Source organism: Streptomyces sp. SID4985, from assembly GCF_009863025.1.
In the GTDB taxonomy this organism is placed as follows: Bacteria; Actinomycetota; Actinomycetes; order Streptomycetales; family Streptomycetaceae; genus Streptomyces.
Genome location: NZ_WWIR01000669.1, coordinates 1 through 3199, shown reverse-complemented (window position 1 = coordinate 3199; position 3199 = coordinate 1). Strand labels below are relative to the sequence as shown.

The 3199-nt window shown below is 74.4% G+C and carries 4 protein-coding genes and 1 pseudogene; 3 read left to right on the top strand and 2 right to left on the bottom strand.

Features of this window, described 5'->3' with window-relative positions:
- Positions 1-974: ROK family protein (locus GTW40_RS28980; protein ID WP_161183098.1), on the top strand; the 974-nt coding region annotated here is incomplete at its 5' end.
- A gap of 42 nt (positions 975-1016) precedes the next feature.
- Here the strand turns inward: GTW40_RS28980 and GTW40_RS28975 are convergent.
- Both GTW40_RS28975 and GTW40_RS28970 read right to left on the bottom strand, forming a co-directional pair.
- Positions 1017-1601 (bottom strand): DUF4865 family protein, encoded by a 585-nt coding sequence (locus GTW40_RS28975; RefSeq protein ID WP_161183097.1) that lies wholly within the window; start codon positions 1599-1601, stop codon positions 1017-1019.
- Positions 1602-1632: 31 nt separating this feature from the next.
- A complete protein-coding gene (locus tag GTW40_RS28970; protein WP_161183096.1) occupies positions 1633-2208 on the bottom strand; it encodes a TetR/AcrR family transcriptional regulator in 576 nt (191 codons plus the stop codon).
- A 176-nt stretch (positions 2209-2384) separates the two neighbouring features.
- On the opposite strand from GTW40_RS28970, the gene GTW40_RS28965 reads away from it, so the two are divergent.
- Both GTW40_RS28965 and GTW40_RS28960 read left to right on the top strand, forming a co-directional pair.
- Positions 2385-2669, top strand: a complete 285-nt coding sequence (locus tag GTW40_RS28965) for an SHOCT domain-containing protein (protein ID WP_161183095.1) — start codon at positions 2385-2387, stop codon at positions 2667-2669.
- Between the two features lie 189 nt (positions 2670-2858).
- Positions 2859-3199: pseudogene (locus tag GTW40_RS28960) on the top strand (hypothetical protein); the annotation flags it as partial.

The following is a 3199-nucleotide window of genomic DNA, read 5'->3' as shown; positions in this document are numbered from 1 at the left end:
AGGTCGCCGAGGACGGCCCGGTCGCGCTCGCGGCGCAGATCCACGCCGACGGCTTCCGGGCCGCGCTGGTCGGCCTCGGCGGCCGGATCGTGGCCACCACGCCCGGCTGCGAGACCGTCGACGCCGACCCGGCCAAGGTGCTCGGCACCGTCGTCGAGGCGGGCGCCGAGCTGCTGCGTTCGACCGGCCGCCGCTGCGTCGGTGCCGGACTCGCCGTGCCCTCCGCCGTCGCCGAGCCCGACGGGCTGGCCCTCAACCCGCTGCACCTGGCCTGGCCCGTGGGCGAGCCGGTGCGCCGGATCTTCGTGGAGTGCGTGCGCGCCGCGGGCATCACCGGCCCCGCCTTCGCGGGCAACGACGTCAACCTCGCCGCCCTCGCCGAGCACCGGCACGGCGCCGGACGGGGCGCCCGCGACCTGCTCTGTGTCGCCACCGGACACCGGGGCGTCGGCGGCGCCCTGGTCCTCGACGGCCGTCTGCACACCGGCAGTTCGGGCCTCGCCCTGGAGGTCGGACATCTCACCGTCAACCCCGAGGGCCGCCCCTGCCACTGCGGCAGCCGGGGCTGCCTCGACGTCGAGGCCGACCCGCTGGCCCTGCTGGTCGAGGCGGGCCTCGACCCGGGCCCCGAGGTCTCGCTGCTCCAGCAAGCGACCGACCTGCTGCGGACCCGGTACGACGAACCGGCCGTACGCCGCGCCGCCGAGACCCTGATCGACCGCCTGGGCCTGGGACTCGCCGGTCTGGTCAACATCCTCAACCCGGACCGCATCATCCTCGGCGGACTGCACCGCACCCTCCTGGAGGCCGACCCCGACCGGCTCTGCGCGGTGGTCGCCGCGCGCAGCCTCTGGGGCGGTCAGAGCGGCGGCGTACCCATCCTGCCCTGCACCCTGGACCACGACAGCCTGGTCGGCGCGGCCGAACTCGCCTGGCAGCCGGTGCTGGACGACCCCCTGGGCACGCTTGGCTGACGCATCGTCACCTGAGCGGCTGACGCTCCGTCAATCGCGCGACTACCACTGCCTGCCGCGCGGGAGCCGGTCGAGTCCGGGCGCGGACAGGTGCCGTACCTGGAACAAGTCCCCCTCCGCCTTGGGGGATTCGTGGTCCCACAGCGAGAAGTGCACCAGCTCCCAGCGGTGCGCGTCCACGGCGGCGGCCGCCAGTACGGCACCGTCCTCGCCCGCGAGCCGTACCGCCTCCGCGACGGCCGCCTCCATGGAGGGCCCCAACTCCACGCCCTCCGGCACCGGTTGCCGGTGCCGGACCGCGAACGCGGCGGACGCGGGGGAGGTGGAGCCGCGCTCGTACGCGAGGCCCGTCCACTGCCGCACCGGCGGCCGCCCGAAGTCGTTCGCGAGCCCCTGGAAACCGCCGCCCCACAGGAAGCGGTTCATGCCGTCGAAGGAGTTCCAGAGGTAGAAGGGCGCGTACTGGTTGACCGGCGAGCCGTACCGGCCGCGTTCGCGTATCAGGTAGGCCTTGACGCCGAGGCCTTCCCAGCCGTCCAGCAGATGCCCGAGCCGGTCGACACGGTCGCGGATCACTGTCATGTCGTAGTCGGCGGGCAGGGTGACCTCGTACTGGAGGGCGTGCATGGGCGGGTCCTCTCGGTGAGCCGGTGACAAGTCAGTTTCGGTCGGAGGAAGTTGGCGGCGCGAGCAGCGCCAGCAGGCCGCGTACGCCCGCGTCGAACGCCTCGGGCGAGCCGGAGGCCCGCGCCAGGACGTAGCCGCCCTGCACGGTCGCGAGCACGGCGGCGCCGATCTCCTCGCCGTCCAGGGAGGGCGCGAACTGGCCCTGCCGCTTGCCCTCTTCGACGAGCGCGGCGATCCGCCCGCGAATCCGCGCGATCACCTCGTCCACCGGGGCGCGCAGTTCGTCGTCGGCGATCACCTCGGGGTCCATGGTCAGCCGCCCGACCGGACAGCCGCGCAGCACATCGCGCTCGCGCAGAAGATACGCCTCGATCCGCTCGTACGGCGTCCCCGGGCCGTCGAAGATCCGCTCGGCGGTGGCGCCCAGCTCGTCGGCGGTCCGGCGGATCGCGGCCAGGGCGAGATCCTGCTTGCCGCGGAAGTGGTGGTACATGCTGCCCTGCCCGGCTCCCGAACGCTCCAGGATCGCCTTGGGGCTCGTGCCGACGTAGCCGCGCTCCCACAGCAGCTCGCGGGTGGACTCGATCAGTCGCTCGGAGGTGCTCATACGGCCACTGTACCTACCGATAGGTACAGAAGGTCAGGCCGGGCGGGGTTTCAGGAGTCGTACTCCCGGCGTCGTACGCGCACTGCCGCCCGCCGCACGACGACCCGGACCCCCTCGCGGAGGGAGTCTCGGAGCATCACCCGATGGATGTGCTCGACCGAGGAGATGAGCCCGAGATGGAGACCCTGGCGAACTGGGACGGCGGCGGACCCGGCCCCTGGATTCTGTTCTTCCCGCTGATCTGGGCGGCCGTGGTGGTGGGGGCCGTCACGCTCCTGCGCCGTACGGCCTGGCGTGGGCGGGGTGCCCCCTGGCGCCCGATGGAGTCCGGGCGCCTCCTGGGCGACTCGCCGCTCGCGGTGCTCGGTCGCCGCTTCGCCTCCGGCGAGATCGACGAGGACGAGTACTGGCGCAGGCTGTCCGTGCTGGACGAGCGGTTCGGGTCCGTGGGCAAGGGCTGAGTGTCCGTGGGCAACGGCTGACTGTCCGTGGGCAACGGCTGGGTGCTCATGGGTAGTTGCTGCGCCGCGTCCCGGGCGTGGCCGCGCGGCTGAGCGGCGGGGCGGTGGGTCATCGACACCCGCCGCCCCGCCGCCGTACCGGGGAGGTCACCGCCCGGTCAGCCGGGAACGGCCGACCGGGCGGGAGCGGTGGCCACCGTGGTCTGGGCCAGGGCAGGTGCGGACGTCGGCGCGGACTCGGGTCCGACGGGCGCGGAGCCGATGGGCGCGGGGCTCATGGGCGTGACGACCAGGGCGGGCTCCGCCACAGGACCGGCGGACGCGGACGCCAACGCGGGCTCCGGTGCGGGACGTACCGGCGCGGGCGCCGGAGTCACCGGCGTGACCGGGAGGGGTGCCGGGACCGGGTCCGGCGTCACCGGAGTGACGGGGGTGACCGGAGTGACCGGGCCGGCCGGTGCCGGGCGCGGTTCGGCGGCGCGGGACGCGGCCCGCGGCTCCGCCGTGCGGAGCGGGGTGCGGGTCGGCCG